The organism is Rhizobium sp. NZLR10, from assembly GCF_019685125.1.
GTDB lineage: Bacteria > Pseudomonadota > Alphaproteobacteria > Rhizobiales > Rhizobiaceae > Rhizobium.
In genome coordinates this window covers 260,649-285,417 of sequence record NZ_JABDWE010000005.1, presented here as the reverse complement: position 1 = coordinate 285,417, position 24,769 = coordinate 260,649, and the positions used below count along the sequence as shown (strand labels likewise).

The following is a 24,769-nucleotide window of genomic DNA, read 5'->3' as shown; positions in this document are numbered from 1 at the left end:
CGACCGGTCGGTGGAGTAGCTGACTCTCAATCAGCGGGGAATAGCTTCGACCAGTTAGCGGGCGTTCAGATCCCGCACGGCGCCGCGATCGGCACTTGTCGCGAAGGCGGCATAGGCCTTCAGCGCCGTCGTGACGTTGCGCTTGCGCACTTCGACCGGATGCCAGCCCTTGGCGTCCTGATCGGCACGGCGGACGGCAAGTTCGGTCTCGCTGACGCGCAGGCTGATCGTCCGGTTCGGGATGTCGATGTCGATCATGTCGCCCTCACGCACCAAGCCGATCGTGCCGCCATTTGCCGCTTCCGGCGAGGCGTGGCCGATCGACAGTCCGGAGGTGCCGCCGGAGAAGCGGCCGTCGGTGATGAGCGCACAGGCCTTGCCGAGGCCCTTCGACTTCAGATAGCTCGTCGGATAGAGCATTTCCTGCATTCCGGGGCCGCCCTTCGGGCCTTCGTAGCGGATGACGACGACATCACCCGCTTTGACCTCGTTGGCGAGGATTGCCTTGACGGAAGCGTCCTGGCTTTCGAAGACGCGGGCCGGGCCGGAGAATTTCAGGATCGATTCATCGACGCCTGCCGTCTTGACGATGCAGCCGTCAATCGCAAGGTTGCCCTTGAGTACGGCAAGACCACCATCCTTGGAGAAAGGATGTTCGACCGAGCGGATGACGCCGTTCTCGCGATCGGTGTCGAGTTCGTCCCAGCGGGCTTCCTGGCTGAAGGCGACCTGGGTCGGGATGCCGCCGGGTGCGGCGCGATAGAAGTTGCGCACGGTTTCGCTGTTGGTGCGGGTGATATCCCAGCGGTCGATCGCATCACCCAGCGTCTCGGCATGCACGGTCGGGCAATCGCGATTGAGCAGACCGCCCTTGTCGAGTTCGCCGAGGATCGACATGATGCCGCCGGCGCGGTGCACATCTTCCATATGAACATCGCTCTTGGCGGGTGCGACCTTCGACAGGCACGGCACCCGGCGCGACAGCGCGTCGATATCGGCCATGGTGAAATCAATCTCGCCTTCGTGGGCGGCAGCAAGGATGTGCAGCACCGTGTTGGTCGAGCCGCCCATGGCGATATCGAGCGTCATGGCATTCTCAAAAGCCTGCTTGGAAGCGATGGTGCGCGGCAGCGCCTTGATGTCGTCCTGCTCGTAATAGCGGCGGGCGAGATCGACGATCAGATGGCCGGCCTCGACGAAGAGGCGCTTGCGGTCGGCGTGGGTTGCGAGCGTCGAGCCGTTGCCGGGCAGCGACAGGCCGAGCGCTTCCGTCAGGCAGTTCATCGAATTGGCGGTGAACATGCCGGAGCAGGAGCCGCAGGTCGGACAGGCCGAGCGTTCGATGGTCTGGACGTCCTCGTCGCTGATCTTGTCATCGGCTGCGGCGACCATGGCATCGACGAGGTCGAGCGCGTGCGTCTTGCCGTGCAGCACGACCTTGCCCGCTTCCATCGGGCCGCCGGAGACGAAGACCGTCGGGATGTTGAGGCGCAGCGACGCCATCAGCATGCCGGGAGTGATCTTGTCGCAGTTGGAGATGCAGACCATGGCGTCGGCGCAATGGGCATTGACCATGTATTCGACGCTGTCGGCGATGAGCTCGCGCGAGGGCAGCGAATAGAGCATGCCGTCATGGCCCATGGCGATGCCGTCGTCGACGGCGATCGTGTTGAATTCCTTGGCGACACCGCCGGCCGCCTCGATTTCGCGGGCAACGAGCTGGCCGAGGTCTTTCAGGTGCACGTGACCGGGCACGAACTGGGTGAAGGAATTCACCACCGCGATGATCGGCTTGCCGAAATCCGAATCCTTCATGCCCGTGGCGCGCCAAAGGCCGCGCGCGCCTGCCATGTTGCGGCCGTGGGTCGTGGTTCTGGAACGGTAGGCTGGCATCGGTGTCTTCCTCGACGTGGCGGAGATCATCAGGCGAAGCGGGACGGCATTGAGCCTGCAGCCGGGCAACGCTGCTTTTTGGAATTGTCCTAATCCAATCGGCGGGGGCTGTCACTACCGGCAAGGCCAAATCCGGTACGCTGCCCGGAGAAGCGCCTTGTACGATCGATCATATACGGTCTGGCGCGACATTGGGTTACAACCTATTCCATCACGACCGAACACAAAAAATTGGCTTCCCGTCAGCAATATTCAAGGCTTAGACACTAAAGCGCATCGCGATCTTTCAGATTCGCTCCCCGCACTTTAGGCCTTTGTTTATACGCATGTCGTTATCGCAAAACCGCTGCACACTTTTGCGCGACGTGCTTTAATCCTGTTATGCCGGCGGTTCGCTTAGGGACTATATTCCGAAGATCCGCCCAGGAGGTTTTCGACATGCCAAGCTATCGCCCACCGAAGATCGCGTCGTCCGAGATCACACCACGCCAGATATACCTGCGCCGTCGTGAATTTCTGGGCGCGGCAGCACTTGGGGCCTTTGGGCTCTACAGCACCGGCAAGGCGAGTGCTGCGGCGCTCTCCGCGGTCGAAAGCAAGTACAAGGTCGACGAGAAGCCGACGCCGATCAAGGACGTCACGACCTACAATAATTTCTATGAGTTCGGCCTCGACAAGGCCGATCCAGCCGCGAATTCCGGCGATTTCAAGCCGCTGCCTTGGACAATCAAGGTCGACGGCATGGTCAACAAACCAGGCACTTTCGACCTCGAGGCGCTGATCAAGGAATTTCCGATCGAGGAGCGCACCTATCGCATGCGCTGCGTCGAGGCGTGGTCGATGGTCATTCCCTGGGACGGCTTTCCGTTGGCATCGCTGCTCGACAAGGTAGAGCCGCTCGGCAGCGCCAAATACGTCGCCTTCGAAACCGTGGTGCGGCCAGACGAGATGCCGGGACAAAAGGGCTTCTTCCAGTCGCTCGACTGGCCCTATGTCGAGGGTCTGCGCCTCGACGAGGCGCGTCATCCGCTGACGTTGCTGGCCGTCGGGCTTTATGGCGAAACGCTGCCGAACCAGAATGGTGCGCCGGTCCGTCTCGTCGTGCCATGGAAATATGGCTTCAAGGGCATCAAGTCGATCGTCAGGATCACGCTTAGCGACCAGCAGCCGAAGAACACCTGGCAGGTCACCAATGCGCAGGAATACGGCTTCTACGCCAACGTCAACCCCGCAGTCGACCACCCGCGCTGGAGCCAGGCGAGCGAGCGGCGCATCGGCGAAAGCGGCTTCTTCGGCGCGAGCCGCCACCCCACCCTGCCCTTCAACGGTTATGCCGACGACGTGGCGAGCCTTTATGCCGGCATGGATCTGAAAGCGAATTTCTGATGGCGGAACTATCGCTTGCCATTCCCAAGCGCTGGCAGCCCGCCTCCGTCTGGCTGCTTTACGCCATCGGGCTTTTGCCGGCGGCCTGGACCTTCTATCTCGGAGCGACCGATCAGCTCGGCGCCGATCCGGTCAAGACCTTCGAGCTTTTCCTCGGCATCTGGACGATCCGTTTCCTGATCGCAACGCTTGCCGTCTCCCCTGCCCGCGAGCTCTTCGGCTGGAACTATCTGCGTTATCGCCGCGCGCTGGGCCTGCTGACCTTCTACTATGCGCTGATGCATTTCACCGTCTACATGGTGCTCGACCAGGCGATGGATATCCATGCCGTCATCAACGACGTGCTGAAGCGTCCCTTCATCATGTTCGGCATGGCCGGCCTTGCGATGCTCATTCCGCTGGCGGTGACATCCAATAATTTCTCGATCCGCCGCCTCGGCAAGAATTGGATCTGGCTGCACCGCCTGGTCATTATCATCGCCGCCTGCGGAGCGCTGCACTTCGCGCTCTCGACCAAGATCCTCGATCTCCAGCAATATATCTATGTCGGGCTGATCATCGCCCTCATCCTCTACCGCTCCTATCGCCCGATCGCGCGCAGCCGGAAGAAAGGCCAGGGGCGAACGCGCAATCGCGCGATGGCGTCGGCTTCGTGAGACGGCAAACTTAAAGGCCGGACCTCATCGCAACCCGCCGGGCGGGATCGAAGGCGCAGGCCGCGGCGATCCCGATTGCATAGGCCAGCATGTTCCAGAGCGAAAATATCCGGCCGAGCAGCAGTGCCCCTGCGGTCGTCAGCCGAAACGCGTCGAGCCAGGGCGTGTGATAGAGCCGGAACAACTCCACTGAGATCGCTATGACCAGCGCTATGACAGCAAGGATGGCCGGCCGTGACCTTGCGACAAAGAGGGCTACGAGCAGATAGACCATCGCTCCCCAGAACGCCGAGCCCCCATATTTGACGACGACGAAGGGCAGATCGACCGCATAGCCGAACCGTCTCAGCGCCAGCCCAAGTGCTATCACCACAAGCAGGGCGGCGAGGCGGAGGAACCGCACTTGAGAGCGAGTCTGAACGATGTCGCGCAATGAGACCTATCCTATATCAGTCAGCCCGTTGGACGGTTGAGGTGGAGATTGCGAATGATCGACGAGCTGCGGTTTGTCTTCGCAGATCGGCGCCCCACTTTCGTCTGCGACCGATGCACAAACAAAAACAGCCGGGCTTTGCGAGCCCGGCTGTTTTGTTTCCGCCGGAGCGGAAGATTTAAGCGGCGACGGCCTGCTCTTCGGCAGCGACGCGGGCCTTGTCGGCTGCGCCCTTGGCGAAGGTGTCGCGATCAACGAATTCGATCACGGCCATGGCGGCATTGTCGCCCTGGCGGAAGCCGGCCTTCATGATGCGCAGGTAGCCGCCGTTGCGGGTGGCGTAACGCGTTGCAATCGTATCGAACAGCTTCGAAACGACGGCGGCATCGCGGATCTGCGAAATCGCCTGACGGCGAGCGTGCAGGTCGCCGCGCTTGCCGAGCGTGACGAGCTTCTCGACGATCGGGCGGATTTCCTTGGCCTTCGGCAGGGTCGTGACGATCTGCTCGTGGGTAATCAGCGAAGCGGCCATGTTGGCGAACATCGCCTTGCGGTGGCTTGCAGTTCTATTCAGCTTGCGGCCGGCTTTACCATGGCGCATTGCTATTCTCCTTTAATGCAGGTGCCCTTACGCTAAGTGGGCCTGCCGTTTCCTGGCACATGCAGGCGATCGGCCTGCTGTTTGACGGGGAAAGGCAGCCGAAAGAGCCTGCCTTCTGTTATGTTCTTGCGATCGGCGTGCGGGCGGAAAACCGCTTCACACTTTTCCTCACGCCGCTCAGTATTGGTCTTCGTAACGCTTGGCGAGATCTTCGATGTTCTCGGGCGGCCATGCCGGCACTTCCATGCCGAGGTGCAGGCCCATGGAAGCGAGAACTTCCTTGATTTCGTTCAGCGACTTGCGACCAAAATTCGGCGTGCGGAGCATTTCTGCTTCGGTCTTCTGAATGAGGTCGCCGATATAGACGATGTTGTCGTTCTTCAGGCAGTTTGCCGAACGGACCGACAATTCGAGTTCGTCCACCTTCTTGAGGAGAGCCGGGTTGAAAGCGAGTTCGGTGACTGCTTCCTCTTCGGTTTCCTTCTGCGGCTCGTCGAAGTTGACAAAGACGCCAAGCTGATCCTGGAGGATGCGCGCCGCAAAAGCGACGGCGTCTTCGCCGGTGATCGAGCCATCGGTTTCGATGGTCATGTTCAGCTTGTCGTAGTCGAGAACCTGTCCTTCGCGGGTATTTTCAACCTTGTAGGACACCTTCTTGACCGGCGAATAGAGGCTGTCGACCGGGATGAGACCGATCGGAGCATCTTCCGCACGATTGCGTTCGGCCGGAACGTAGCCCTTGCCGTTGTTGACGGTGAACTCCATGCGGATTTCGGCACCCTCGTCGAGCGTGCAGATGACATGCTCGGGGTTGAGGATTTCGATATCGCCGACCGTCTGAATGTCGCCAGCCGTGACAACACCCGGACCCTGCTTGCGCACGACCATGCGCTTTGCGTCGTCGCCATCCATCTTGATGGCGATTTCCTTGATGTTGAGCACGATGTCCGTCACGTCTTCGCGGACGCCCGGAATCGAAGAGAATTCATGCAGCACGCCATCGATCTGCACCGCCGTGACGGCAGCGCCGCGCAGCGAGGAGAGCAGAACGCGGCGAAGCGCATTGCCGAGGGTGAGGCCGAAGCCGCGCTCCAGCGGTTCGGCAACAAGCGTCGCCCTAGTGCGCGAGCTCGAGGAGAACTCCACCTTGTTCGGCTTGATCAGTTCCTGCCAGTTCTTCTGAATCATGAGTTTGCCTTCCGTTCGTTGCCACCATCCAATCGTGGCAACCGAGCTTGAAAACCACCGGGAGCGCCAAGGCGCTCACCAGTGACGAGAGCGATGATCAGACGCGGCGCTTCTTGCGCGGACGGCAGCCATTGTGCGGGATCGGGGTCACGTCGCGGATGGACGTGATCATGAAACCAGCAGCCTGGAGCGCGCGCAGAGCCGATTCGCGACCCGAACCCGGACCACAAACTTCGACTTCCAGCGACTTCATGCCGTGCTCCTGAGCCTTCTTGGCGCAGTCTTCGGCAGCCATCTGGGCAGCGAACGGGGTCGACTTGCGCGAGCCCTTGAAGCCCTTGGCGCCAGCCGAAGACCAAGCAATCGCGTTGCCCTGGGCATCGGTGATGGTGATCATCGTGTTGTTGAAGGTCGAGTTGACGTGAGCGACACCCGACGAGATATTCTTGCGTTCACGACGGCGAACGCGGACGGCTTCCTTAGCCATGGTATTCCTTTCGTTGATCTCTTCGCCGCCGTAATGCCAGCGGCTACACCGGAACGGCGCCTATACGGTCCCGCTCCAAACTCAAAAGAGGCCGGCGCAGACCGCCAGCCTCCCTACTCCGGTTTCCCGGAAATTACTTCTTCTTACCAGCGATTGCCTTTGCCGGGCCCTTGCGGGTACGGGCATTGGTGTGCGTGCGCTGACCGCGGACCGGAAGGCCGCGGCGATGACGCAGGCCGCGGTAGCAGCCGAGGTCCATCAGGCGCTTGATGTTCATCGAGGTTTCGCGACGAAGATCGCCTTCGACCTGATAGTCGCGGTCGATGGCTTCGCGGATCTGAAGGACTTCGGCGTCCGTCAGCTGATGCACACGACGTTCAGCCGGGATACCGACCTTCTCGACGATTTCCTGTGCGAATTTCGTACCGATCCCGTGAATGTAGGTCAGCGCAATAACAACGCGCTTCGCAGTCGGGATGTTGACGCCAGCGATACGTGCCACGCCTGTTCTCCTTGCATTCCAGTTGCCATCCGGCAAGTGGGCTTCGTTATGCGGTCTTTAGAACCGCTCGTTCAGATTTACGTCCGCAACATGTCAAAACGACCGCACCCGGACTTCCCTGGGAAATCCGCGCCGATCGCATGGAATGTCGCGAGTTGGCGCGGTGTTTAGCGGAATCACTGCTGAAAAGCAACCGTTCCGCCAAGTTTATTTTCAAAGCCTTAAAGCTTCGAAAGAATGTTTTCGACCTCGGCCGTCACCTGATCGATCTCTGCCATGCCGTCCACGGTCTTGAGTTTGCCTTTGGCATGGTAATAGCCGATCAGCGGCGAGGTTTCCTTGTAGTAGACCTGCAGCCGAGCCGTCATGGTCTCCGGGTTGTCATCAGGACGGCGCTTGAAGTGCGTGGAACCGCACTTGTCGCACACGCCTTCGGCAGCCGGAACCTTATCGGTATCGTGATAGACGCTGCCGCACTGTGCGCAGGAGTAGCGACCGGCGACGCGACGGACCAGCTCGTCATCGTCGACACGGAATTCGATAACGACGGACAGGCCGAGACCCTTTGCCTTCAGCATCGCTTCCGTGGCGTCTGCCTGGACGAGCGTCCTGGGGAAACCGTCGAGAATGAAGCCGTTGGCGCAATCGGGTTGATCGATACGCTCGGAGACGATGGCGATAACGATCTCATCCGAGACAAGTTTGCCGGCGTCCATGACTGCCTTGGCGCGCTTGCCGACATCCGTGCCGGCGTTAACCGCTGCACGCAGCATGTCCCCCGTGGAAAGCTGCGGAATGCCGTGCTTTTCCACGATCCGCTGGGCCTGGGTTCCCTTACCCGCGCCCGGCGGCCCCAAAAGGATAAGTCTCATCGCCCCCTCTTTCCTCCACGCAACTTCGATTTCTTGATCAGGCCTTCGTATTGCTGCGCGATCAGGTGACCCTGGATCTGTGCAACCGTATCAAGAGTTACGCTAACCACGATCAAAAGCGAAGTCCCACCAAGGGATAACGGGATGCCGGTTTGCGACACCAAGATCTCCGGAAGGATGCAGACGAAGACGAGATAGATTGCGCCGATCATCGTGATTCGGGTCAGCACATAGTCGATATATTCGGCCGTACGCTCGCCCGGGCGGATGCCGGGAATGAAGCCGCCATGCTTCTTCAGATTGTCGGCCGTGTCCTTCGGATTGAAGACGATGGCCGTATAGAAGAAGGCGAAGAAGGCGATCAGCGCCGCATAGAGCACCATGTAAAGCGGTCGGCCATGGCCGAGGGCCGCGACGATCGATGTCGCCCAGCCAGGCATCCCCGACGTGCTGGCAAAGCCCGCAACCGTTGCCGGCAGCAGCAGCAGCGACGAGGCGAAGATCGCCGGAATGACGCCCGACGTGTTGAGCTTCAGCGGCAGGTGCGAGGTATCGCCCTGGAACATCCGGTTGCCGACCTGGCGCTTCGGATACTGAATCAAGAGCCGGCGCTGGGCACGCTCGACGAAGACGATGACGCCGATGACGCCGATCGCGACGATGATGACCAGCAGGATGAGGAAGGTCGACAATGCGCCGGTGCGGCCAAGTTCGAGCGTGCTGGCAAGAGCCGTCGGAAGACCGGCGGCGATGCCGGCGAAGATGATCAGCGAGATGCCGTTGCCGATGCCACGCGAGGTGATCTGCTCGCCGAGCCACATCAGGAACATCGTGCCGCCGAGCAGCGTCAGAACGGTGGAAACACGGAAGAACCAGCCCGGATCGACAACGAGGCCCTGGCCGCTCTCAAGGCCGGCGGCGATGCCGTAGGCCTGGAGCGCACCGAGGATGACCGTGCCATAACGGGTATACTGGTTGATGATCTTACGGCCCTGCTCGCCCTCCTTCTTGAGGTTTTCCAGCGCCGGCACGACCGATGTCATGAGCTGCACGATGATCGAAGCAGAGATATAGGGCATGATGCCGAGCGCGAAGATCGCCATGCGCTGAACAGCGCCGCCCGAAAACATGTTGAAGAGGCCGAGAATGCCGCCTGACTGACCGCGGAAAGCCTGGGCATAGGCTTCGGGATTGAGACCCGGAAGCGGAATATGGGTGCCGAGCCTGTAGACGAGGAGAGCTGCCAGTGTGAACCACAAGCGCTTCTTCAAATCCTCGGCTTTGGCAAAGGTCGAAAAATTGAGGTTGGATGCCAATTGTTCCGCTGCAGAAGCCATGCGATTCTCCGCGCTACCAATTCCGGCGTCTCTAGGGGATAGGCCGGCCCCGGAATCAGTATGAAAATTATTCAAAACCGGGTTCAGAACGGATTGCAGCGCAACCCCATGCCTCACCCTTGTTTTAGTCTTACCGGCATGACGCGGGCGCGCCAGCCAAGTTTTTGTGAGGCCCACATATGGGAGCAAAATCGCCCGGTGTGAAGCACCCCGGGCGAGATATCATCAGATTATTATTCGGCTGCAGCCGGAGCCGAAAGCTGCGTCACGGTGCCGCCGGCCTTTTCGATCTTCTCGACGGCAGGCTTGGAGGCGCCTGCAACGACGATGGTGATTTTGGCCTTCAGCTCGCCGTCGGCGAGAACGCGAACGCCGTCCTTAGGGCGGCGGATGACGCCGGCCGCCTTGAGGGCAGCTGCGTCAACGGTCGCCTTGGCATCCAGCTTGCCGGCGTCGATCGCCGCCTGGATCCGGCCGAGCGACACAACAACAAAATCGGAAGCGAAAATGTTGTTGAAGCCGCGCTTCGGCAGGCGACGATAGATCGGCATCTGGCCGCCTTCGAAGCCGTTGATGGCGACGCCCGAACGGGACTTCTGACCCTTCACGCCGCGACCAGCCGTCTTGCCGGAACCCGAACCGATACCGCGGCCGAGGCGCTTGCGGCTGTGGGTCGAGCCTTCGTTGTCTTTAATTTCATTGAGTTTCATGAGCGTTTCCTCCGTCTCACTTCTCGTCGACGACGCGAACGAGATGCTGGACAGCACGGATCATGCCACGAACGGAAGGAGTATCCTCCAGCGTGCGGCGACGGTGCATCTTGTTCAGTCCGAGACCGATCAGCGTGCGCTGCTGGACATCCGGACGGCGAATCGGGCTGCCGATCTGTTCGATCGTGACAGTCTTCGCTTCAGCCTTCTTAGTAGCCTTGGCCATCTGTCAAACTCCTCTTATTCTTCAGAGGCGTTGCCGGAGGCGCTACGACGAGCCTGCAGCGTTGCATACTTGATGCCGCGCTGAGCTGCGATGTCCTTCGGGTGAACCTGGTGCTTCAGAGCGTCGAAGGTGGCGCGAACCATGTTGTAGGGGTTCGACGAACCGGTCGACTTGGCGACGACGTCATGCATGCCGAGCGTTTCGAATACGGCGCGCATCGGACCGCCGGCGATGATGCCGGTACCGACCTTGGCCGAGCGCAGCAGAACCTTGCCGGCGCCGTGGCGGCCATGAACGTCGTGATGCAGCGTACGGCCGTCACGCAGCGGTACGAAGATCAGTTCGCGCTTGGCGGCTTCGGTTGCCTTGCGGATGGCTTCCGGCACTTCACGTGCCTTGCCATGGCCGAAGCCGACGCGGCCCTTCTGGTCGCCGACGACGACGAGTGCTGCAAAACCAAAACGACGGCCGCCCTTGACGACCTTGGCAACGCGGTTGATCGCGACCAGCTTGTCGACGAATTCGCTGTCGCGCTCGTCACGGCTCTGGCGGTCTTCCCGCTGCGGCCTTCTTTCCTGTGCCATTGTCCTCTTCCTTTTTCTTTTCCGGGTGCAATCGGCAAATAAATGTGGACCGCGTCAGCCTCCCCTATCGGAGAGTGCTTGCGGTCCGGCGAAAATCCGGCCGGCGCTATAAGCGTCCGGCCGGAAACTGATCAGAAGGTGAGACCGCCTTCGCGGGCTGCATCGGCGAGAGCCTTGATGCGGCCGTGGAAGATGAAGGCGCCACGGTCGAACACGACTTCCGTAACACCGGCCTTGGAGGCGCGCTCGGCAACGAGCTTGCCGACAACGGCAGCGGCGGCGGTATCGGCACCGGTCTTCAGAGAACCGCGCAGATCCTTTTCGAGGGTGGAGGCAGACGCAAGCGTCTTGCCGGCCACATCATCGATGACCTGGGCGTAGATGTTCTTCGAGGAGCGATGAACCGACAGGCGCGGACGGCCATTGGCCACCGACTTGATATGACGGCGCACGCGGTTGGCACGACGTGCAAGTGCTTCTTTCCTGCTAGCCATTTCGCGTGATCCTTACTTCTTCTTGCCTTCTTTGCGGACGATCCGCTCGTCAGCGTACTTGACGCCCTTGCCCTTGTAGGGCTCAGGACCGCGATATTCGCGGATTTCAGCGGCGACCTGACCGACCTGCTGCTTATTGATGCCAGAGACAACAATTTCAGTCGGCTTCGGAACGACGATCGTGATGCCGACCGGCGGCTCATAGATCACGTCATGGCTGAAACCGAGAGCCAGCTGCAGGTTCTTGCCCTGCAGGGAGGCGCGGTAACCGACGCCGTTGATTTCGAGCTTGCGCTCAAAGCCGTCCGTGACACCCTTGAAGATGCCTTCGATCATCGTGCGGGACATGCCCCACTTTGAACGTGCATCCTTGCTCTGGTTCACCGGCGTCACGACGACCGCGTTGTTTTCGAGCTTGAGGCTGATTTCGTCATTAGCAACGAAAAACAGCTCGCCCTTCGGGCCCTTTGCAGTGACCTTCTGGCCATCGACCGTAGCCGTGATCCCAGCAGGTACCTGAACGGGCTTCTTACCGATACGAGACATGTTTCAATCCTGTCTGTTCGCTATGGAGATCCCTGCCCGATCTTAGAAGACCGAGCAAAGAACCTCGCCGCCAACGTTCTGTTCGCGAGCCTGGTGATCGGCCATCACACCCTTCGGAGTCGAAAGGATGGTGATGCCGAGGCCGTTCGCGACCTGCGGAATGGACTTGACCGAGACATAAACCCGGCGGCCCGGCTTGGACACACGGCCGATCTCACGGATCACCGACGCGCCTTCATAATATTTCAGCTCGATGCTGAGTTCCGACTTGCCATTGCCGAAATCGACAACGGAATAGCCACGGATGTAGCCTTCGGACTGCAAGACATCGAGAACACGTGCACGGAGCCTGGACGCAGGCGTCGAAACCGACGACTTGCGGCGGGAAGCGCCGTTACGGATACGGGTGAGCATATCGCCCAACGGATCAGTCATTGTCATGTAACCTGCTCCTTACCAGCTCGACTTGACGATACCCGGCACCTTGCCGAAATTGCCCAGTTCACGCAGCGCAATACGCGACATGCGCAGTTTGCGGTAATATGCGCGCGGACGCCCCGAAACTTCGCAACGGTTGCGAACACGGGTCTTCGATCCATCACGCGGCAGGGATGCCAGCTTGATCGAGGCCTTGAACCGCTCTTCGATCGGAAGAGCCTGGTTCATGATGATCGCCTTCAACGCAGCCCGCTTAGCGGACTGGTTGGCGACCGTAGTACGGCGGCGCTTGTTCTTTTCAACTGCGCTTGTCTTCGCCATGTCAGGTTCCTTTTCTACGCTCGTCGTTACGGTTATTGACGGAACGGGAAGCTGAACTCTTTCAGAAGAGCCCGTGCTTCGTCGTCGGTCGTCGCCGTCGTGCAAACGATGATGTCCATGCCCCACATCTGATCAACCTTGTCGTAGTTGATCTCAGGGAACACAATGTGCTCCTTGATGCCCATGGCGAAGTTGCCACGGCCGTCAAAGCTTTTCGGGTTCAGGCCGCGGAAGTCGCGAACGCGCGGGAGCGCGATGTTCACGAGACGGTCCATGAACTCGTACATGCGGGCGCCGCGCAGGGTGACCTTGGCGCCGATCGGCATCTGTTCGCGGACCTTGAAGCCAGCGATAGAGTTGCGTGCGCGGGTGATGACCGGCTTCTGGCCGGCGATCGCTGCGAGGTCGGCGGCAGCTACCGTCGGCTTCTTCGAGTCGGCGGTCGCTTCGCCAACACCCATGTTGATCACGATCTTGTCGAGCTTCGGGATCATCATCTCGTTGGCGTAGGAGAACTGCTCCTGCAACGCCTTGCGGATGCGCTCGACATATTCCTTCTTGAGCCGTGGCTCGTATTTTGCCTCAGCCATCGATCACTTCTCCAGAACGCTTGGCCACACGGACCTTCTTGCCGTCAACAACCTTGAAACCGACGCGGGTCGGCTTGCCGTCCTTGTCGATGATTGCAACGTTAGACAGGTGGACCGGGGCTTCCTTGTTGATGATGCCGGCTTCCTGGGTCTGCGTCTGGCGCTGATGGCGCTTGACGACGTTGACGCCACGAACAACGGCACGATCTTCCTTCGGCATGACCTGGACAACTTCGCCGGTGCGGCCCTTGTCCTTGCCAGCGAGCATGACGACCTTGTCGCCCTTACGAATCTTCTGCATCGCTTCGCTCCTTACAGTACTTCGGGAGCCAGCGAGATGATCTTCATGTGGTTCTTGGCGCGAAGTTCGCGCGGAACCGGTCCGAAGATACGGGTGCCGATCGGCTCTTTTTTGTTGTCGATGAGGACTGCTGCGTTGGTGTCGAAGCGGATGACGGAGCCATCCGGACGACGGATGTCCTTGGCGGTACGAACGACAACCGCCTTCATCACGTCACCCTTCTTCACACGGCCGCGCGGGATCGCTTCCTTGATCGAAACGACGATGACGTCGCCGATCGAGGCATACTTGCGCTTCGAGCCGCCCAGCACCTTGATGCACATGACACGACGTGCGCCGGAATTATCCGCGACGTCGAGGTTTGTTTGCATCTGAATCATATCAGGTCGCCTTCTTGGTTTACCGGAATGGTTGGGCTAGCCCCCTACTCCGGCTTATGAAAATTTTCGCCGGCCGAGATGCCTTGACGGCAGCACAGACGCGGCAATAGCTGAATAGCGCGGGATCGATCGTGCCAGGGTGGTTTCCCGAAGGACCTTCCGTGCGCTCAAAGCAAAAGAACGCCCGGCTTTCGAGCGTTCTGACGCTGCTTCATACAGATATTTCGGCGAGACGCAAGGCCTCGCACAAAATTCTGTTACTGGCCCTGGGCGGAAATCACCGTCCAACGCTTGTCCTTGGAGATCGGCGCGCATTCCTCGATGGATACGGTATCGCCAATCTTGTACTGATTGTTCTCGTCGTGGGCCTTGTACTTCTTGGAACGACGAACGGTCTTCTGGAGCAGCGGGTGAGCGAAACGACGCTCGACGCGAACCACTACCGTCTTCTCGTTCTTGTCGCCAACGACGACGCCCTGCAGGATGCGCTTCGGCATATTTTTCTTCCTTTAGGCCTTAACTTCTGCCGCCTTCTGGCGGGCAATGGTTTTCACGCGGGCGATGTCCTTGCGGACTTCGTTGATGCGCGAGGACTTTTCGAGCTGGCCGGTCGCCTTCTGGAAGCGCAGGTTGAACTGCTCCTTCTTCAGCTTGGCAAGCTCGTCCTTGAGTTGGTCGGCGGTAAACCCGCGAACATCTGAGGCTTTCATGAGCTCAATCCCTTACTCTGCAATGCGCTGAACGAAGCGCGTCTTGACCGAGAGCTTGGCGGAGCCGAGGCGAAGAGCCTCACGGGCGATTTCTTCGCTGACACCGTCGATCTCGAACATCATACGGCCGGGCTTGACCTTGCATGCCCAGTATTCAACGGAGCCCTTACCCTTACCCATGCGGACTTCGGTCGGCTTTTTGGTCACCGGAACGTCCGGGAACACGCGGATCCATACACGGCCGGCGCGCTTCATATAACGCGTGATCGCGCGGCGGGCCGCCTCGATCTCGCGCGCGTTGACGCGGTTGGGTTCCTGAGCCTTCAGGCCGAATTCGCCGAATGCCAGGTCAGAACCGCCCTTAGCGACGCCCTTGATGCGGCCCTTGAACTGCTTGCGGTACTTGGTACGCTTTGGCTGCAACATTTTCTTATTCTCCGAACTTCTCTGCCACGCGCGCTATCAAGCGTTGTCGCGGCGACGGTCTCTGTCGCGGTCACGATCACGGCTTGCCGGACCCTGGGCGTCACCTTCCATCGCACGGCGCTCGGAAGCCATCGGATCGTGCTCAAGGATTTCGCCCTTGAAGATCCAGACCTTGATGCCGCAGATGCCGAATGCGGTTTCTGCTTCAGCCGTGCCGTAGTCGATGTCGGCGCGTAGCGTGTGCAGCGGCACACGACCTTCGCGGTACCATTCCGTACGGGCGATTTCAGCGCCGCCGAGACGACCGGCGCAGGTGATCTTGATGCCTTCGGCCCCAAGACGCATCGCGGACTGAACGGCGCGCTTCATGGCGCGACGGAAAGCCACGCGGCGCTCGAGCTGCTGGGCGATCGACTGAGCGACCAGCGTCGCATCGACTTCGGGCTTGCGCACTTCGACGATGTTGAGGTGCGTTTCCGAATTCGTCATCTCCGACAGCTTCTTGCGGAGCTTGTCGATGTCTGCGCCCTTGCGGCCGATGATCAGGCCCGGACGTGCCGAGTGGATCGTGACGCGGCACTTCTTGTGTGGACGCTCGATGACCACCTTGGAAATCCCGGCCTGCTTCAGTTCGCTCATGACGAACTTGCGCATCTTCAGGTCTTCGTGCAGCAACTGGCCGTACTCGGCATTGTCCGCAAACCAGCGGCTATCCCAGGTACGGTTGATGCCAAGACGGAAACCGATTGGATTGATTTTCTGACCCATTATGCGGCCTCCTCTACTGCCTGCACTTCACGAACGACGATCGTCAGGTGCGCGAAAGGCTTTTCGATGCGCGACGCGCGACCGCGGCCACGAGCGTGGAAACGCTTCATGACGATCGACTTGCCGACATAGGCCTCGGCGACGACAAGCGAGTCGACGTCGAGATCGTGGTTGTTCTCGGCATTGGCGATCGCAGATTCGAGCGTCTTCTTGACGGCACCTGCGATGCGCTTGCGGGAGAACTCCAGCTCAGCGAGTGCGCGCTCGACCTTCTTGCCGCGGATAGCCGCAGCAACCAGGTTGAGCTTCTGGGGGCTGACGCGGAGCGTGCGGGCGACTGCTTGCGCCTCGTTGTCCTTCAGCCGGCGTTCGGCTTTTGCCTTGCCCATTGTTACTTCCTCTTCGCCTTCTTGTCCGCGCCGTGACCGTAATAGGTGCGGGTCGGAGAGAATTCACCGAACTTGTGGCCGACCATGTCTTCATTGACACTGACCGGGATATGCTTGCTGCCGTTGTAGACGCCGAAGGTAAGACCGACGAACTGCGGCAGGATCGTGGAGCGACGGCTCCAGATCTTGATCACTTCTGCACGTCCGCCTTCACGAACCTTCTCAGCCTTCTTGAGAAGATAGCCGTCAACGAACGGACCTTTCCATACTGAACGAGCCATTGGAGACTTCCTCTCTTACTTCTTACGCTGATGACGCGAGCGCATGATCATCTTGTCGGTCGACTTGTTCGACCGGGTGCGCTTGCCCTTGGTCGGCTTGCCCCACGGAGTAACCGGGTGACGGCCACCAGAGGTGCGACCTTCACCACCGCCGTGCGGGTGGTCGACCGGGTTCATGACAACACCGCGGTTGTGCGGACGCTTGCCGCGCCAAACGGTACGACCGGCCTTGCCGTCGTTGATGTTGGCGTGGTCAGGGTTGGAGACGGCGCCGATCGAAGCAAGGCAGGAGCCATGAACGAGACGCTGTTCACCGGAGTTCAGGCGAAGGATCGCCATGCCCTGGTCACGGCCGACGAGCTGTGCGTAACCACCGGCGGAGCGAGCGATCTGACCACCCTTGCCCGGCTTCATTTCCACATTGTGGATGATGGAGCCGACCGGGATGAACTGCAGCGGCATGGTGTTACCGGGCTTGACGTCGACAGCCTTCTCGGAAGCGATGACCTTGTCGCCGGGAGCGAGGCGCTGAGGAGCGAGGATATAAGCCTTCTCGCCATCAGCATAGTTCACCAGCGCGATGAATGCGGTGCGGTTCGGATCGTATTCGATACGCTCGACCGTGCCTTCGACCTCAAACTTGCGACGCTTGAAGTCGATCAGACGATACGTGCGCTTGTGACCGCCGCCGATGAAGCGGGCGGTGATGCGACCGAGGTTGTTACGACCGCCGCTCTTGGTCAGGCCTTCCGTCAGCGCCTTGACCGGCTTGCCCTTGTAGAGGGCCGAACGGTCGACGATGACCAGCTGGCGCTGGCTCGGGGTGATCGGATTGAATGTTTTCAATGCCATTTTCTTATACCTCAGAGACCGGTGGAGACATCGATCGTCTGGCCTTCAGCCAGGGTCACAACAGCCTTCTTCACGTCCTTCTGCTTGCCGACGAAACCGCGGAACCGCTTGGTCTTGCCCTTGCGCAGCAGAGTGTTGACGGCCGTAACCTTGACGCCAAACAGCGCCTCGACAGCAGCCTTGATTTCCGGCTTCGTCGCCTGCTTGGCGACATTGAAAACAACCTGGTTGTTTTCGGATACCAGCGTGGACTTTTCGGTGATCGCCGGAGAGACGATCACATCGTAGTGGCGAAGATCGGTCACTTGAATCGCTCCTCTAGCGCTTCAACCGCAGCCTTGGAAAGCACGAGCTTGCCGCGGCGCAGGATGTCATAAACGTTGATGCCCTGGATCGGAAGAACATCGATGTTCGGGATGTTCTGAGCTGCGAGCTTGAAGTTGCCATCAAGTTCTGCGCCACCGATGAAGAGGGCGTTGGTCAGGCCGAGCGTCTCGAATACAGACGCGAGAGCCTTGGTCTTGGCTTCGGTGGCAACCAGGTTGTCGATGACGATGACGTCATCGGCCTTGATCTTGGCCGAAAGAGCGAGACGCAGGCCGAGTGCACGAACCTTCTTCGGAAGGTCATGCTCATGGCTGCGGACGACTGGGCCGTGAGCCTTGCCGCCGCCGCGGAACTGCGGAGCGCGAGCCGAATGGTGGCGGGCGCGGCCCGTACCCTTCTGCTTGTACATCTTGGCGCCGGTGCGCGAAATTTCAGCGCGGCCCTTTGCCTTGTGCGTGCCCTGCTGCTTCTTGGCAAGCTGCCAGCGGATGACGCGGGCGATAATGTCTTCGCGGGGCTCGAGGCCGAAAATCGCGTCCGAAAGGGAAACCTTCCCGGCGTCTTTTCCCTCGAGGGTTTTGACGTTAAATTCCATTGATCTGGCTCCCTTACTTCGCGGCCGACTTGACGGCGTCGCGCACGATGATCCAAGCACCCTTGGAACCAGGAACAGCACCCTTGATCAGGATCAGACCACGATCTTCGTCGGTCGAAACCACTTCCAGGTTCTGCGTCGTGACGCGCGTCTGGCCCATGTGACCAGCCATCTTCTTGTTCTTGAAAACCTTGCCCGGATCCTGGCGCGAGCCGGTCGAACCGTGCGAACGGTGCGAAACCGAGACACCGTGCGTGGCGCGGAGACCACCGAAACCATGGCGCTTCATGGCGCCGGCAAAACCCTTACCGATCGTCGTGCCCGTCACGTCGACGAGCTGACCGGCTGCAAAGTGACCCGCCTTGATCTCAGTGCCGATCTCAAGCAGTTGGTCTTCCGACACACGGAATTCTGTGACCTTGGCCTTCGGCTCGACGTTGGCAATGGCAAAATTGCCGCGCATCGCCTTCGACGTGTTCTTCACCTTCGCCTGGCCGGCACCGAGCTGAACTGCGGTATAGCCATTCTTTTCGACAGTACGCGTAGCGACGACCTGGACGGCCTCCATGCGCAGTACCGTTACCGGGACATGCTCGCCGGCGTCGTTATAGACGCGGGTCATTCCCACCTTCTGTGCAATCACACCTGAACGCATCGGTTCAATCCTTCTCACTCAGCCCGAAGACCCGAGGTCTCAGAGCTTGATCTCAACATCGACACCGGCGGCGAGATCGAGCTTCATCAGCGCGTCTACCGTCTGCGGGGTCGGATCAACGATATCGAGAAGGCGCTTGTGCGTGCGCATCTCGAACTGTTCGCGGCTCTTCTTGTCGATGTGCGGGGACCGGTTGACCGTGAACTTCTCGATGCGGGTCGGAAGCGGAACGGGGCCCCGGACGCTTGCACCGGTGCGCTTAGCCGTCGATACGATCTCGCGCGTGGAGGCATCGAGAATCCGGTGATCGAACGCCTTCAGGCGGATGCGGATATTCTGGCCGTTCATTCGACTTTATCCTTGTGTCTGTTATCCGCGTGTCACCATTGAGGGACACGACTTACCTTCAGTTACGTTAGCGGGTCACCGGTTTCAAAGATCGAGAGGGACACCGAGGTCGGCGTCCCTATCCTTTCCTTGGGCCTGGTGGCCCAGCCGCTAGTTACTCGACGATGCTTGCAACGATACCGGCGCCGACGGTGCGGCCACCTTCGCGGATCGCGAAGCGCAGCTTTTCTTCCATCGCGATCGGAACGATCAGCTCGACCGATACCGTGACGTTGTCGCCCGGNCTTCAGTTACGTTAGCGGGTCACCGGTTTCAAAGATCGAGAGGGACACCGAGGTCGGCGTCCCTATCCTTTCCTTGGGCCTGGTGGCCCAGCCGCTAGTTACTCGACGATGCTTGCAACGATACCGGCGCCGACGGTGCGGCCACCTTCGCGGATCGCGAAGCGCAGCTTTTCTTCCATCGCGATCGGAACGATCAGCTCGACCGATACCGTGACGTTGTCGCCCGGCATGACCATCTCCGTGCCTTCCGGCAGCGATACGATGCCCGTCACGTCGGTCGTGCGGAAGTAGAACTGCGGACGATAGTTGGTGAAGAACGGCGTATGACGGCCACCCTCTTCCTTCGTCAGGATGTAGGCTTCAGCCATGAACTTCTTGTGCGGCTTGACAGAGCCCGGCTTGCACAGAATCTGGCCACGCTCAACGCCGTCACGGGTGACGCCGCGGATCAGCGCGCCGATGTTGTCGCCAGCCTGGCCCTGGTCGAGCAGCTTGCGGAACATTTCAACGCCGGTCACCGTCGTCTTCGTCGTCGGGCGGATGCCGACGATCTCGACTTCTTCGCCAACCTTGACGATGCCACGCTCGACGCGGCCGGTCACAACCGTACCGCGGCCCGAGATCGAGAACACGTCTTCGATCGGCAGCAGGAACGGCAGGTTGATCGGACGCTCAGGCGTCGGGATGTAGGCGTCGACAGCGGCCATCAGTTCGCGGATCGAATCCTCGCCGATCTTCTTGTCCGAATCTTCAAGGGCGGCCAGCGCCGAACCCTTGACGATCGGGATGTCATCGCCCGGGAAGTCGTAGGACGACAGCAGTTCGCGAACTTCGAGCTCGACCAGTTCGAGAAGCTCGGCGTCGTCAACCTGGTCGACCTTGTTCAGGAACACCACGATGGCCGGAACGCCGACCTGACGGGCCAGCAGGATGTGTTCGCGCGTCTGCGGCATCGGGCCGTCAGCGGCCGAGCACACCAGGATCGCGCCGTCCATCTGGGCAGCACCGGTGATCATGTTCTTGACGTAGTCGGCGTGGCCGGGGCAGTCGACGTGTGCATAGTGGCGGGCCGGCGTCTCATACTCGACGTGTGCCGTCGAAATGGTGATGCCGCGGGCCTTTTCTTCCGGAGCAGCGTCGATCTGGTCGTACGCCTTGTACTCGCCGAAGTACTTCGTGATCGCTGCCGTCAGAGACGTCTTGCCGTGGTCAACGTGGCCAATCGTGCCAATGTTGACGTGCGGCTTGTTGCGCTCAAACTTACTCTTTCCCATTTTCGGGTCTCCATTTTGCTAGTCCCCGAAGGGATCTAATTCTTGTTATCGGTCAATTGGTATTCCGGTCACTTCTGACCGGAATACTTTGCCTGGATTTCTGTTGCGACGTTCGACGGGACCGGCGAGTAGTGATCGAAGGTCATCGTGTACTGAGCGCGGCCCTGGGACATGGAGCGCAGGTTGTCGACGTACTTGAACATGTTCGCGAGCGGAACGTTCGCGTTGATGACGACGGCGATACCACGGCTTTCCTGGCCCTGGATCTGACCGCGACGGGAGTTCAGGTCGCCGATAACGTCGCCGACATAATCTTCCGGGGTCACGACTTCGACCTTCATCATCGGCTCGAGCAGCTGAGCGCCGGCCTTCTTGGCTGCTTCACGGAAGCAGGCACGCGATGCGATTTCGAAGGCGAGAACCGAAGAGTCGACGTCGTGGAAGGCGCCATCGATGAGGGTTGCCTTGACGCCGAGCATCGGGAAGCCAGCGAGCGGACCCGAAGACAGAACACTTTCGATGCCCTTCTGGACGCCCGGGATGTATTCCTTCGGAACGGAGCCGCCGACGATCTTCGATTCGAACTTGAATTCCTCACCGTCCGGGTTCGGTTCGAAGACGATTTTGACGCGGGCGAACTGGCCGGTACCACCGGACTGCTTCTTGTGCGTGTAGTCTTCTTCGTGCGTCCTGGTGATGGTTTCGCGGTAGGCAACCTGCGGCGCGCCGACGGTTGCTTCGACCTTGAATTCACGACGCATGCGGTCGACGATGATGTCGAGATGCAGTTCGCCCATGCCGGCGATGATGGTCTGGCCGGATTCCTGGTCGGTCTTGACGCGGAAGGACGGATCCTCAGCAGCCAGGCGGTTGAGCGCGAGGCCCATCTTTTCCTGGTCGCCCTTGGTCTTCGGCTCGATGGCGATCTGGATGACCGGCTCGGGGAATTCCATGCGCTCAAGGATAACCGGCTTCAGCGGATCACAGAGCGTGTCGCCCGTCGTGGTTTCCTTGAGGCCGGCGAGAGCAACGATGTCACCTGCGAAGGCTTCTTCGATGTCTTCACGCGAGTTGGAGTGCATCTGCAACATACGGCCGACGCGCTCGCGCTTGTCCTTGACCGTGTTGATGACCGACGTGCCCTTTTCGAGCTTGCCGGAGTAGATGCGGGCGAAAGTCAGCGAACCGACGAAGGGGTCGTTCATGATCTTGAAGGCGAGCATGGAAAGCGGCTCGCTGTCATCGGCGTGACGTTCGATTTCAGCTTCAGTCTTGAAGTCGATGCCCTTGATCGCCGGGATGTCCATCGGCGACGGCAGGTAGTCGACGACGGCGTCGAGCAGCGGCTGCACACCCTTGTTCTTGAAGGCGGTGCCGCAGAACATCGGGTGGAACTTGACGTCGATCGTGCCGCGGCGAACGAGTTCGCGGATCTTCTCGTTGTCGGGCAGAATGCCCTCGAGATAGGCTTCCGTCGCGGCTTCGTCGATATCGACGACCGTCTCGATCAGCTTTTCGCGATACTCTTCAGCCTTGGCCTTCATGTCGTCGGGGATCTCGACGACATCCCACTGGGCGCCGAGCGACTCGTCGCGCCAGATGAGAGCGTTCATCTCGATCAGATCGATGACGCCCTTGAATTCGGTTTCCGCACCGATCGGCAACTGCATGACGACAGCCGTTGCGCCGAGACGGGTCTTGATCATCTCGACGGAGCGATAGAAGTCCGCGCCGGTCTTGTCCATCTTGTTGCAGAAGATCATCCGCGGGACGTTGTACTTCTCGGCCTGGCGCCAGACGGTTTCCGTCTGCGGCTCAACACCGGCATTGGCGTCGAGCAGCGCGATGGCGCCGTCGAGAACGCGCAGCGAACGCTCGACTTCGATGGTGAAGTCGACGTGGCCGGGGGTGTCGATGATGTTGAAGCGACGCGTCTTGCCGTCACGGCCCTTCCAGTAGGTCGTGGTGGCAGCGGAGGTGATCGTGATGCCACGCTCCTGCTCCTGCTCCATCCAGTCCATGGTGGCTGCGCCGTCGTGGACTTCGCCGATCTTGTGCGACTTGCCGGTGTAATAAAGGATACGCTCGGTGGTCGTGGTCTTGCCGGCGTCGATATGCGCCATGATACCGAAATTGCGGTAGTCTTCGATTTTATATTCGCGAGCCATTATGGACTGCCTTTCGATACCGTTCGGAATTACCAGCGATAGTGCGAGAACGCGCGGTTGGCGTCAGCCATCTTGTGCGTGTCTTCGCGCTTCTTGACGGCGGAGCCGCGGTTGTTGGACGCATCGAGCAGTTCGCCGGAAAGGCGGTCAACCATAGTCGTTTCATTGCGCTTGCGGGCAGCAGCGATCAGCCAGCGAATGGCGAGAGCCTGGCGGCGCTCCGGACGAACATCGACCGGGACCTGATAGGTCGCACCGCCGACGCGGCGCGAGCGGACTTCAACGTGCGGGGCAATGTTGTCGAGTGCAGAATGGAAAACCGTGAGCGGCTCCTGCTTGGACTTGCCCTGGACGACGTCGAACGCGCCGTAGACAATGTTTTCAGCAACGGACTTCTTGCCGTCGAGCATGATGGCATTCATGAACTTGGTGACGACGAGATCACCGAACTTCGGGTCCGGATTGATCTCGCGCTTTTCTGCTTTATGACGTCTGGACATAATTTTCGTCTCTTCAACCGTTAAGGCGCTTCATCACGCGGAGGACCTCGCGCAGCGCCGAATTACTCAAAACCGAATTACTTCGGACGCTTCGCGCCGTACTTGGAGCGGCGCTGCTTGCGGTTCTTGACACCCTGGGTATCGAGAACGCCGCGAATGATGTGATAACGGACACCCGGAAGGTCCTTGACGCGGCCGCCACGGATCATGACGACGGAGTGTTCCTGAAGGTTGTGACCTTCGCCGGGGATGTAACCAATGACTTCGAAGCCGTTGGTCAGGCGGATCTTTGCGACCTTACGCAGAGCCGAGTTCGGCTTCTTCGGCGTCGTCGTATAGACGCGCGTGCAAACGCCGCGCTTCTGCGGGTTCTCCTGGAGTGCGGGAACCTTGTTACGCTTTACGTTCGCCTGGCGAGGCTTGCGGATCAGCTGGTTTACGGTAGGCATTCAACCATCCCTTACGTTTTATCTCAGTACCCTTGCGGGCTTGAACTCGCGCCGTCTCCGGCAGTGACGCACGCTTTCCGTCAATGCGCAAAATATGGCCCGATCCGCTTCCGCAGATGGACCACAAGGAGCAGAGGACGCATATAATTTGCGTCGTGCGTGCAGCATCATGACTTCAACGTGCGTTTAGAACCTTGTTTGAGGTGAACTTCAGGGCGCGTCGCCCCGAACAGCCAAGCCTCACATGGGATCTGATGGCCGGGGTACTACTGGTTTCCACCGATCTCGTCAAGGCCGGTTAAGAAATAAACTCGCCGTATCGCCTTGATCTGCGGGCCTAAGGCCCTGTTTCCAGGCTTCTAGACGAAATCAGGCCCGAGCACCAAGATAAAAACTTGGGCATTGCAGCAAAAGCAGTTAAGGAATCAGCAATTGCGGCGTGCGGCCCTCACAGCAGGGTTCGAGCGACCGAATCGTCAAAGAGCCGAAGGACAGGCGATGATTACGACACCTGACAACGACAATAATTTCGACGGGCCGATGATCTTCATCATCATCGGCAAAGGCTACGAGTCCGACGGCAGCGAAGGCATCGACCTGCATATCATGTTGAAGGCGCCCGACGACGACACTGCCGTACGCGAGGCCTTGAACGCCCTTGCCGAGGAAGGCTTCATCGAGGCCGATCTCGACCAGATCGGCATGCTGACCGAGGTGCCGGCCGAAGAGCCGCACGCCTCCGCCTATCAGGGTGCCGTCGATGGCGAGGTCGCGATCATCCGCTTCAACTGAAGGGAG

The 24,769-nt window shown here is 59.9% G+C and carries 36 protein-coding genes and 1 pseudogene; 3 read left to right on the top strand and 34 right to left on the bottom strand.

The annotated features are described in order from the left end of the window. Positions 1-54 precede the first annotated feature (54 nt). A complete protein-coding gene (gene ilvD, locus HJB82_RS10705) occupies positions 55-1,893 on the bottom strand; it encodes a dihydroxy-acid dehydratase (RefSeq protein ID WP_207583851.1) in 1,839 nt (612 codons plus the stop codon). Between the two features lie 438 nt (positions 1,894-2,331). Between ilvD and msrP the strand changes: the two genes are divergently transcribed. Further along, the gene (msrP, locus tag HJB82_RS10700; RefSeq protein WP_207583850.1) at positions 2,332-3,279 is read left to right on the top strand and encodes a protein-methionine-sulfoxide reductase catalytic subunit MsrP; all 948 of its coding nucleotides are present in this window, start codon (positions 2,332-2,334) and stop codon (positions 3,277-3,279) included. Next, positions 3,279-3,935, top strand: coding sequence for a protein-methionine-sulfoxide reductase heme-binding subunit MsrQ (gene msrQ / locus HJB82_RS10695; protein ID WP_207583849.1), 657 nt, complete (start codon positions 3,279-3,281; stop codon positions 3,933-3,935). The genes msrP and msrQ overlap by 1 nt, the downstream gene beginning before the upstream one ends. Before the next feature lie 10 nt (positions 3,936-3,945). On the opposite strand, the gene HJB82_RS10690 is transcribed toward msrQ, so the two are convergent. The 33 genes and pseudogenes from HJB82_RS10690 to rpsL form a co-directional block, all read right to left on the bottom strand. Continuing rightward, positions 3,946-4,368 carry a DUF2809 domain-containing protein gene (locus HJB82_RS10690; RefSeq protein ID WP_207583848.1) on the bottom strand — a complete coding sequence of 141 codons (423 nt, stop codon included), beginning with the start codon at positions 4,366-4,368 and terminating at the stop codon, positions 3,946-3,948. Between the two features lie 178 nt (positions 4,369-4,546). Then, positions 4,547-4,969, bottom strand: a complete 423-nt coding sequence (gene rplQ, locus HJB82_RS10685; RefSeq protein WP_007626063.1) for a 50S ribosomal protein L17 — start codon at positions 4,967-4,969, stop codon at positions 4,547-4,549. 177 nt (positions 4,970-5,146) lie between these two features. Further along, on the bottom strand, positions 5,147-6,157 hold the full coding sequence (locus HJB82_RS10680; RefSeq protein WP_003547579.1) for a DNA-directed RNA polymerase subunit alpha: 1,011 nt from the start codon (positions 6,155-6,157) through the stop codon (positions 5,147-5,149). A gap of 97 nt (positions 6,158-6,254) precedes the next feature. Continuing rightward, a complete protein-coding gene (rpsK, locus tag HJB82_RS10675; RefSeq protein ID WP_007626065.1) occupies positions 6,255-6,644 on the bottom strand; it encodes a 30S ribosomal protein S11 in 390 nt (129 codons plus the stop codon). 133 nt (positions 6,645-6,777) lie between these two features. Then, positions 6,778-7,146, bottom strand: a complete 369-nt coding sequence (gene rpsM / locus HJB82_RS10670; RefSeq protein WP_007626066.1) for a 30S ribosomal protein S13 — start codon at positions 7,144-7,146, stop codon at positions 6,778-6,780. A 221-nt stretch (positions 7,147-7,367) separates the two neighbouring features. Further along, the gene (locus tag HJB82_RS10665; RefSeq protein ID WP_207583847.1) at positions 7,368-8,018 is read right to left on the bottom strand and encodes an adenylate kinase; all 651 of its coding nucleotides are present in this window, start codon (positions 8,016-8,018) and stop codon (positions 7,368-7,370) included. Then, positions 8,015-9,355 carry a preprotein translocase subunit SecY gene (gene secY, locus HJB82_RS10660; protein ID WP_207583846.1) on the bottom strand — a complete coding sequence of 447 codons (1,341 nt, stop codon included), beginning with the start codon at positions 9,353-9,355 and terminating at the stop codon, positions 8,015-8,017. Before secY ends, HJB82_RS10665 begins: the two co-directional genes overlap by 4 nt. 233 nt (positions 9,356-9,588) lie before the next feature. Beyond that, entirely contained in the window at positions 9,589-10,065 is a 477-nt protein-coding gene (gene rplO, locus HJB82_RS10655; protein ID WP_007626070.1) for a 50S ribosomal protein L15, read from the bottom strand. 16 nt (positions 10,066-10,081) lie between these two features. Further along, positions 10,082-10,291 carry a 50S ribosomal protein L30 gene (gene rpmD / locus HJB82_RS10650; RefSeq protein ID WP_003547566.1) on the bottom strand — a complete coding sequence of 70 codons (210 nt, stop codon included), beginning with the start codon at positions 10,289-10,291 and terminating at the stop codon, positions 10,082-10,084. Positions 10,292-10,305: 14 nt separating this feature from the next. Beyond that, positions 10,306-10,875: a 30S ribosomal protein S5 gene (gene rpsE, locus HJB82_RS10645; protein ID WP_007626073.1), complete on the bottom strand. Its 570-nt coding sequence runs from the start codon at positions 10,873-10,875 to the stop codon at positions 10,306-10,308. 131 nt (positions 10,876-11,006) lie between these two features. Then, positions 11,007-11,369 (bottom strand): 50S ribosomal protein L18, encoded by a 363-nt coding sequence (gene rplR, locus HJB82_RS10640; RefSeq protein ID WP_007626075.1) that lies wholly within the window; start codon positions 11,367-11,369, stop codon positions 11,007-11,009. A gap of 12 nt (positions 11,370-11,381) precedes the next feature. After that, positions 11,382-11,915, bottom strand: coding sequence for a 50S ribosomal protein L6 (gene rplF, locus HJB82_RS10635; RefSeq protein ID WP_007626076.1), 534 nt, complete (start codon positions 11,913-11,915; stop codon positions 11,382-11,384). 42 nt (positions 11,916-11,957) lie between these two features. Further along, entirely contained in the window at positions 11,958-12,356 is a 399-nt protein-coding gene (gene rpsH, locus HJB82_RS10630) for a 30S ribosomal protein S8 (RefSeq protein WP_007626077.1), read from the bottom strand. A gap of 12 nt (positions 12,357-12,368) precedes the next feature. Continuing rightward, on the bottom strand, positions 12,369-12,674 hold the full coding sequence (gene rpsN / locus HJB82_RS10625) for a 30S ribosomal protein S14 (RefSeq protein ID WP_007626078.1): 306 nt from the start codon (positions 12,672-12,674) through the stop codon (positions 12,369-12,371). A 32-nt stretch (positions 12,675-12,706) separates the two neighbouring features. Continuing rightward, positions 12,707-13,264, bottom strand: coding sequence for a 50S ribosomal protein L5 (rplE, locus tag HJB82_RS10620; RefSeq protein WP_003547560.1), 558 nt, complete (start codon positions 13,262-13,264; stop codon positions 12,707-12,709). Next, complete coding sequence (gene rplX / locus HJB82_RS10615) at positions 13,257-13,565, bottom strand: 50S ribosomal protein L24 (protein ID WP_003547559.1); 309 nt, start codon at positions 13,563-13,565, stop codon at positions 13,257-13,259. The genes rplE and rplX overlap by 8 nt, the downstream gene beginning before the upstream one ends. An 11-nt stretch (positions 13,566-13,576) precedes the next feature. Further along, positions 13,577-13,945, bottom strand: a complete 369-nt coding sequence (gene rplN / locus HJB82_RS10610; RefSeq protein ID WP_003573790.1) for a 50S ribosomal protein L14 — start codon at positions 13,943-13,945, stop codon at positions 13,577-13,579. 257 nt (positions 13,946-14,202) lie between these two features. After that, positions 14,203-14,442 (bottom strand): 30S ribosomal protein S17, encoded by a 240-nt coding sequence (rpsQ, locus tag HJB82_RS10605; protein ID WP_003573791.1) that lies wholly within the window; start codon positions 14,440-14,442, stop codon positions 14,203-14,205. 12 nt (positions 14,443-14,454) lie between these two features. After that, positions 14,455-14,655: a 50S ribosomal protein L29 gene (gene rpmC / locus HJB82_RS10600; protein WP_003547556.1), complete on the bottom strand. Its 201-nt coding sequence runs from the start codon at positions 14,653-14,655 to the stop codon at positions 14,455-14,457. A gap of 12 nt (positions 14,656-14,667) precedes the next feature. Next, positions 14,668-15,081, bottom strand: coding sequence for a 50S ribosomal protein L16 (gene rplP / locus HJB82_RS10595; RefSeq protein WP_003547555.1), 414 nt, complete (start codon positions 15,079-15,081; stop codon positions 14,668-14,670). A 36-nt stretch (positions 15,082-15,117) separates the two neighbouring features. Further along, complete coding sequence (rpsC, locus tag HJB82_RS10590) at positions 15,118-15,849, bottom strand: 30S ribosomal protein S3 (RefSeq protein WP_003547554.1); 732 nt, start codon at positions 15,847-15,849, stop codon at positions 15,118-15,120. Beyond that, a complete protein-coding gene (gene rplV / locus HJB82_RS10585) occupies positions 15,849-16,238 on the bottom strand; it encodes a 50S ribosomal protein L22 (RefSeq protein ID WP_007626081.1) in 390 nt (129 codons plus the stop codon). The genes rpsC and rplV overlap by 1 nt, the downstream gene beginning before the upstream one ends. Before the next feature lie 2 nt (positions 16,239-16,240). Then, entirely contained in the window at positions 16,241-16,519 is a 279-nt protein-coding gene (rpsS, locus tag HJB82_RS10580; protein WP_003573797.1) for a 30S ribosomal protein S19, read from the bottom strand. A gap of 15 nt (positions 16,520-16,534) precedes the next feature. Continuing rightward, on the bottom strand, positions 16,535-17,371 hold the full coding sequence (gene rplB / locus HJB82_RS10575) for a 50S ribosomal protein L2 (RefSeq protein WP_007626082.1): 837 nt from the start codon (positions 17,369-17,371) through the stop codon (positions 16,535-16,537). A gap of 11 nt (positions 17,372-17,382) precedes the next feature. Beyond that, the gene (locus HJB82_RS10570) at positions 17,383-17,676 is read right to left on the bottom strand and encodes a 50S ribosomal protein L23 (RefSeq protein WP_003547550.1); all 294 of its coding nucleotides are present in this window, start codon (positions 17,674-17,676) and stop codon (positions 17,383-17,385) included. Beyond that, a complete protein-coding gene (rplD, locus tag HJB82_RS10565; RefSeq protein WP_207583845.1) occupies positions 17,673-18,293 on the bottom strand; it encodes a 50S ribosomal protein L4 in 621 nt (206 codons plus the stop codon). Before rplD ends, HJB82_RS10570 begins: the two co-directional genes overlap by 4 nt. A gap of 13 nt (positions 18,294-18,306) precedes the next feature. Beyond that, positions 18,307-18,948, bottom strand: a complete 642-nt coding sequence (gene rplC, locus HJB82_RS10560; RefSeq protein WP_007626085.1) for a 50S ribosomal protein L3 — start codon at positions 18,946-18,948, stop codon at positions 18,307-18,309. Positions 18,949-18,987: 39 nt separating this feature from the next. Next, the gene (rpsJ, locus tag HJB82_RS10555) at positions 18,988-19,296 is read right to left on the bottom strand and encodes a 30S ribosomal protein S10 (RefSeq protein ID WP_003547547.1); all 309 of its coding nucleotides are present in this window, start codon (positions 19,294-19,296) and stop codon (positions 18,988-18,990) included. A 154-nt stretch (positions 19,297-19,450) separates the two neighbouring features. Further along, a pseudogene (gene tuf / locus HJB82_RS10550) lies at positions 19,451-19,579 on the bottom strand (elongation factor Tu); the annotation flags it as partial. A gap of 99 nt (positions 19,580-19,678) precedes the next feature. After that, positions 19,679-20,854, bottom strand: a complete 1,176-nt coding sequence (gene tuf, locus HJB82_RS10545; protein ID WP_207583839.1) for an elongation factor Tu — start codon at positions 20,852-20,854, stop codon at positions 19,679-19,681. A 68-nt stretch (positions 20,855-20,922) separates the two neighbouring features. After that, a complete protein-coding gene (gene fusA / locus HJB82_RS10540; RefSeq protein ID WP_207583844.1) occupies positions 20,923-23,022 on the bottom strand; it encodes an elongation factor G in 2,100 nt (699 codons plus the stop codon). Between the two features lie 29 nt (positions 23,023-23,051). Then, positions 23,052-23,522: a 30S ribosomal protein S7 gene (rpsG, locus tag HJB82_RS10535; RefSeq protein WP_003578662.1), complete on the bottom strand. Its 471-nt coding sequence runs from the start codon at positions 23,520-23,522 to the stop codon at positions 23,052-23,054. Positions 23,523-23,599: 77 nt separating this feature from the next. Further along, entirely contained in the window at positions 23,600-23,971 is a 372-nt protein-coding gene (gene rpsL, locus HJB82_RS10530) for a 30S ribosomal protein S12 (RefSeq protein WP_003547537.1), read from the bottom strand. 498 nt (positions 23,972-24,469) lie between these two features. Between rpsL and HJB82_RS10525 the strand changes: the two genes are divergently transcribed. Continuing rightward, positions 24,470-24,763, top strand: coding sequence for a hypothetical protein (locus HJB82_RS10525; protein ID WP_007626097.1), 294 nt, complete (start codon positions 24,470-24,472; stop codon positions 24,761-24,763). Positions 24,764-24,769: the final 6 nt, after the last annotated feature.

What these genes read in the sequence shown, in the direction of transcription:
- ilvD (WP_207583851.1), bottom strand. Translation starts at nt 1,893, where the DNA reads ATGCCAGCCTACCGTTCCAGAACCACGACCCACGGCCGCAACATGGCA.
- msrP (WP_207583850.1), top strand. Translation starts at nt 2,332, where the DNA reads ATGCCAAGCTATCGCCCACCGAAGATCGCGTCGTCCGAGATCACACCA.
- msrQ (WP_207583849.1), top strand. Translation starts at nt 3,279, where the DNA reads ATGGCGGAACTATCGCTTGCCATTCCCAAGCGCTGGCAGCCCGCCTCC.
- rplQ (WP_007626063.1), bottom strand. Translation starts at nt 4,969, where the DNA reads ATGCGCCATGGTAAAGCCGGCCGCAAGCTGAATAGAACTGCAAGCCAC.
- HJB82_RS10680 (WP_003547579.1), bottom strand. Translation starts at nt 6,157, where the DNA reads ATGATTCAGAAGAACTGGCAGGAACTGATCAAGCCGAACAAGGTGGAG.
- rpsK (WP_007626065.1), bottom strand. Translation starts at nt 6,644, where the DNA reads ATGGCTAAGGAAGCCGTCCGCGTTCGCCGTCGTGAACGCAAGAATATC.
- HJB82_RS10665 (WP_207583847.1), bottom strand. Translation starts at nt 8,018, where the DNA reads ATGAGACTTATCCTTTTGGGGCCGCCGGGCGCGGGTAAGGGAACCCAG.
- secY (WP_207583846.1), bottom strand. Translation starts at nt 9,355, where the DNA reads ATGGCTTCTGCAGCGGAACAATTGGCATCCAACCTCAATTTTTCGACC.
- rplO (WP_007626070.1), bottom strand. Translation starts at nt 10,065, where the DNA reads ATGAAACTCAATGAAATTAAAGACAACGAAGGCTCGACCCACAGCCGC.
- rpmD (WP_003547566.1), bottom strand. Translation starts at nt 10,291, where the DNA reads ATGGCCAAGGCTACTAAGAAGGCTGAAGCGAAGACTGTCACGATCGAA.
- rpsE (WP_007626073.1), bottom strand. Translation starts at nt 10,875, where the DNA reads ATGGCACAGGAAAGAAGGCCGCAGCGGGAAGACCGCCAGAGCCGTGAC.
- rplR (WP_007626075.1), bottom strand. Translation starts at nt 11,369, where the DNA reads ATGGCTAGCAGGAAAGAAGCACTTGCACGTCGTGCCAACCGCGTGCGC.
- rplF (WP_007626076.1), bottom strand. Translation starts at nt 11,915, where the DNA reads ATGTCTCGTATCGGTAAGAAGCCCGTTCAGGTACCTGCTGGGATCACG.
- rpsH (WP_007626077.1), bottom strand. Translation starts at nt 12,356, where the DNA reads ATGACAATGACTGATCCGTTGGGCGATATGCTCACCCGTATCCGTAAC.
- rpsN (WP_007626078.1), bottom strand. Translation starts at nt 12,674, where the DNA reads ATGGCGAAGACAAGCGCAGTTGAAAAGAACAAGCGCCGCCGTACTACG.
- rplE (WP_003547560.1), bottom strand. Translation starts at nt 13,264, where the DNA reads ATGGCTGAGGCAAAATACGAGCCACGGCTCAAGAAGGAATATGTCGAG.
- rplX (WP_003547559.1), bottom strand. Translation starts at nt 13,565, where the DNA reads ATGCAGAAGATTCGTAAGGGCGACAAGGTCGTCATGCTCGCTGGCAAG.
- rplN (WP_003573790.1), bottom strand. Translation starts at nt 13,945, where the DNA reads ATGATTCAGATGCAAACAAACCTCGACGTCGCGGATAATTCCGGCGCA.
- rpsQ (WP_003573791.1), bottom strand. Translation starts at nt 14,442, where the DNA reads ATGCCGAAGCGCATCCTGCAGGGCGTCGTCGTTGGCGACAAGAACGAG.
- rpmC (WP_003547556.1), bottom strand. Translation starts at nt 14,655, where the DNA reads ATGAAAGCCTCAGATGTTCGCGGGTTTACCGCCGACCAACTCAAGGAC.
- rplP (WP_003547555.1), bottom strand. Translation starts at nt 15,081, where the DNA reads ATGTTGCAGCCAAAGCGTACCAAGTACCGCAAGCAGTTCAAGGGCCGC.
- rpsC (WP_003547554.1), bottom strand. Translation starts at nt 15,849, where the DNA reads ATGGGTCAGAAAATCAATCCAATCGGTTTCCGTCTTGGCATCAACCGT.
- rplV (WP_007626081.1), bottom strand. Translation starts at nt 16,238, where the DNA reads ATGGGCAAGGCAAAAGCCGAACGCCGGCTGAAGGACAACGAGGCGCAA.
- rpsS (WP_003573797.1), bottom strand. Translation starts at nt 16,519, where the DNA reads ATGGCTCGTTCAGTATGGAAAGGTCCGTTCGTTGACGGCTATCTTCTC.
- rplB (WP_007626082.1), bottom strand. Translation starts at nt 17,371, where the DNA reads ATGGCATTGAAAACATTCAATCCGATCACCCCGAGCCAGCGCCAGCTG.
- rplD (WP_207583845.1), bottom strand. Translation starts at nt 18,293, where the DNA reads ATGGAATTTAACGTCAAAACCCTCGAGGGAAAAGACGCCGGGAAGGTT.
- rplC (WP_007626085.1), bottom strand. Translation starts at nt 18,948, where the DNA reads ATGCGTTCAGGTGTGATTGCACAGAAGGTGGGAATGACCCGCGTCTAT.
- rpsJ (WP_003547547.1), bottom strand. Translation starts at nt 19,296, where the DNA reads ATGAACGGCCAGAATATCCGCATCCGCCTGAAGGCGTTCGATCACCGG.
- tuf (WP_207583839.1), bottom strand. Translation starts at nt 20,854, where the DNA reads ATGGGAAAGAGTAAGTTTGAGCGCAACAAGCCGCACGTCAACATTGGC.
- fusA (WP_207583844.1), bottom strand. Translation starts at nt 23,022, where the DNA reads ATGGCTCGCGAATATAAAATCGAAGACTACCGCAATTTCGGTATCATG.
- rpsG (WP_003578662.1), bottom strand. Translation starts at nt 23,522, where the DNA reads ATGTCCAGACGTCATAAAGCAGAAAAGCGCGAGATCAATCCGGACCCG.
- rpsL (WP_003547537.1), bottom strand. Translation starts at nt 23,971, where the DNA reads ATGCCTACCGTAAACCAGCTGATCCGCAAGCCTCGCCAGGCGAACGTA.
- HJB82_RS10525 (WP_007626097.1), top strand. Translation starts at nt 24,470, where the DNA reads ATGATTACGACACCTGACAACGACAATAATTTCGACGGGCCGATGATC.